The sequence below is a fragment of the Candidatus Sororendozoicomonas aggregata genome, from assembly GCF_031528575.1.
Lineage (GTDB): Bacteria > Pseudomonadota > Gammaproteobacteria > Pseudomonadales > Endozoicomonadaceae > Endonucleibacter > Endonucleibacter aggregata.
This window is the reverse complement of record NZ_JAVLSP010000167.1, coordinates 1-3,495: the sequence shown is the minus strand read 5'-3', so window position 1 is coordinate 3,495 and position 3,495 is coordinate 1. Positions and strand designations below refer to the sequence as shown.

Annotated in this window: 3 protein-coding genes; all 3 read right to left on the bottom strand. The window is 36.1% G+C overall.

From position 1 onward, the window contains the following. Nucleotides 1-361: 361 nt before the first annotated feature. Genes V4C51_RS17390 through V4C51_RS17380 form a run of 3 tightly spaced genes read right to left on the bottom strand, consistent with a single transcriptional unit; the run spans nt 362 to nt 3,264 of the window. Entirely contained in the window at nt 362-943 is a 582-nt protein-coding gene (locus V4C51_RS17390) for an ATP-dependent Clp protease proteolytic subunit (protein ID WP_330927440.1), read from the bottom strand. A 22-nt stretch (nt 944-965) separates the two neighbouring features. Beyond that, on the bottom strand, nt 966-1,994 hold the full coding sequence (locus V4C51_RS17385; RefSeq protein ID WP_330927439.1) for an aKG-HExxH-type peptide beta-hydroxylase: 1,029 nt from the start codon (nt 1,992-1,994) through the stop codon (nt 966-968). Nucleotides 1,995-2,001: 7 nt separating this feature from the next. Further along, on the bottom strand, nt 2,002-3,264 hold the full coding sequence (locus tag V4C51_RS17380) for an MFS transporter (RefSeq protein ID WP_330927438.1): 1,263 nt from the start codon (nt 3,262-3,264) through the stop codon (nt 2,002-2,004). Nucleotides 3,265-3,495: the final 231 nt, after the last annotated feature.

The following is a 3,495-nucleotide window of genomic DNA, read 5'->3' as shown; positions in this document are numbered from 1 at the left end:
TTCTGGTACACGACAGTTTTTTAAAAACAAAACTGCTCAACAAACCCAGAAATACCAAGGGGTACAGAACCGATGTGGAGAATTTACCCCCATTTGCCGACCGTCCCTCTTAAGGCAATTTCGGCCTGAAATCCAGAAATAGCCGCCATATTTTCCGATGAATTTGCTTATATAGATCAACTATTCGCACAAATCCATCGAAAAATCTGACTCGCTCTACTGAATTTGATGCTCGAAAGCTTAAGTCCGACAGGCTCCTAGTGTGACTGGTCGGACAACAGTCTGAGGTTTTTGAAGCAGCGCGTGAGCTGGCTAAAAAGACTGGTTCTGGAGTATCTTTCGGGAACTGATAGCGATCCTGTTACTCACACAAAGATGCTCTTGAGGTTATAATCTTACCGACTATGCCATAATCCAGGGCTTCTTGCGCTGTAAGCCAGTAATCTCTGTCAATATCTTTCCTGACTCTTTCTATCGGTTGTCCAGTAGCTTCCGCTGTGATTTTTATAATTCTCTCCTTCATCTCAATAATTTGTTCCATTTGAATTTTCAAATCTGATGCTCGTCCCTGGCCGCCACCAGAAGGTTGATGAATCATAAATCGTGTATTAGGAAGAGAAAAACGATTTTCTTTTTTTGCAGCAAGGTAAATATGTGTACCTGCACTGGCTACATAACCAGATCCTATGGTTATTATTGGAGCATGGACAAATTTGATAAAGTCATGGATTGAGTCTCCAGCCTCCACATGACCACCCTGTGAATTAATAAAAAGTTTGATGGGTTTATGGGATTCCTGGTCTAAATAAGTCAGCTTTTTGCAAAGCTTTTCAGCTTGCGTCTGGTCAATCTCACCAAAAAGAAAAACTTGCCTGTATTTTAACAATAAATCAACATTAAAACCTTTGTTTTCTTCATAAGATGTAGATTCACTCTCGTTCATTAGTTACTCCTGGTTATTTTAGTTAAATGTTGCTATTGCATGCGTTAACAAGATTTTCACAGTCGGAAACGAGTTTTTCTCCAAATAGGGTGAGTTTACCTGATTCTCTTAATACACGAACAGTTTGATAAAATTTTTCCTTAAAGGGTGTGCTATTATTGGACTCGTTATAATGACTTTTTACATCATCTTTATTTAAAAAACTATTCTCAATTAGGTTATTAAAAGCATATATAGTTCTAGCCAAGACAAACATTGCATGATAGACACCACTTAAAGGTCTGTAATCAAGGCGAAAAGGAGTATAATATTTTCCTTCATCATCGGTTATCACAGGTTTTTGATACCATATGTGGTAGAGTAAATTATGAGCTGATTCATGCACAACGTGTTCAGCCAGTCTTGACCAATTTTCATTTTTCTTCTCAAAAACCCTTAAAAAAAACATACCCAGTATGTTTAAGTAGGAACTGGCGTTAACGCCATTTGATTCCACTAGGATAATATTATCAATAAGTATTGATATTTCATCAAAATGAGAAATATCTATGTGCTTCAGTTTTTTTAAAAAACGAGATAATTCTAGAGTAGTTCTGTATGACTTTTCTACGTCCGGCGTTATCACAGAAGATCTTTTTCCTCCATACACGCCACCATAAGTTTCCAGGTGATCTCTTTCCATTACCGAAAGAAAGGTGTCTTCAACGCTGGAAATATATTTCCTACCAAATCGGGAAACAGAAATTTCTATTTCTTCTTTTTTTAAATGTAAAAGAGTGTCGAAAATATCATCCAGCACACAGTGACATTTTTTTTGATTATCATTTTCTATCGCTGAAAGTAAAGCGGAGTGAGATACGAAAAATAATGGTTTATTTCTAACTATTTTATCAATGGAGTTGTTAAGTGTTTCGCCAACAGGGAATTTTTTATAACTACATACTGAAGAAAGGTAGTCATAACTTTCAATAAGCTCATTAAGGTTAATCTTTATAAGGTTGTCGATGTTTTCATTGTTTGGTTCTGCCCAATTAATACATTCTATATTCATATAAAAGCTACCTGCTAAATGCTTCTGGGTATTTCTTGGTGTACAAATCTTCCAGATCTCCATTTGTCTTTTTAAGTGTAGATTGAACCTCTCTGGAGGTTATAAATACAATGGATGTAAGTATTATGATACCGCCCATTATCATAATAACTGTATTAATACTTACCGCCTGTGGAGCGGATAGTAAGTAGCCAAACAGCTGGCTACCCAAGGGAATTGTTAGTATACATAAAAAGAAAATTGCGCCCTCAAGTCTGGCTCTAAATTTGTCGGGTACTGCAAATGCCCTTATACTATTACAGGCAATACCTTTAGCTGAAAGGCCAAATCCAGATAGAGCTAAAGAGAGTATTTTTAAATATGTTGATTCAAAAATGACAAAACACAATATACCTGAACCAATTAAAATATTTCCAATAATAACGGGTAGTAATCTGCTAAATACATTGAACTGAATTTTTAATGATAACGTTGCTCCTATTAACATTCCGGCTGCAAATGCAGATTCAAACATTGCTAATGTATTAGCCCCGGCATTGAGTTTTTCAACGACATAAAAAGGGATAACCACGGTAAGTAGTGGCGTCACTACAAAATTAGTGATCATTGCTGTATAACATATATGCTTTTCATTGGGTAATTTTGATAGTACCTTAAAGCCAACCAGCATTCTCTGAAAAAGAGCCTCTTTATTATCATCTTGATTTTCAGATACTGTTCCTCTTATAGTAACGGTGTTAATAAAAATAAAAGCAATCAAGTAAAATGAGGCGACCGTAAGTATAGCGCCATGAACGCCCAGAAGAGCAATAAAAGCACCTCCTAGAATTGCACCAATAATCATCTGAAATGAGTTAAATGTTGTAGCCATTCCTATAGATTTTGTATAACTCTTTTTATCAGCGATAAATGGTATCATGCTGTTTATCGAGCTGGACGTTACCGAGTTACAGGCTGCAAGCAATGATGCGCATAATGCGGAAATAACAATATTATTATCAAGTTGAGTTGTGTTGATATAAAAGAAAATGATGGCTATTATAGGTAAGATCGCATTTTTTATTAAAATATTTTTTTTGTCTTTGCTGTCTAGCAATTCACCTGCAACGGGTAATGAAATAAGGTTAAACAACCACATAATGGCTATAATAGCGCCAAGAGTTACGCTGCTATTATTTTCACTAACCACAGACCAGATTAAAACAATATTAAAGCTTCTAAATGCTAGCAATGAAATAGCACTTGAAAAAAGAAAACTATACAATGACACTGGAAATAGTCTCCTTGAAATAATGCTTGTATTTTTCAGTTATACCTGGTAATGAAGGACAATGGTTTAAGCAGTGAAGCGCTACATCGTAGGAGCCATAAATATCATTGGCAATGATAGCAAGTTTAAAATAGGCTCTTAATGGATTCCGGGGAGTTATCCAAACAACACCTCCAGAAGGCCGGATAGAGCCGCTTTCCCACGCTTCCTGATGTTATGCAGGCATTCAAA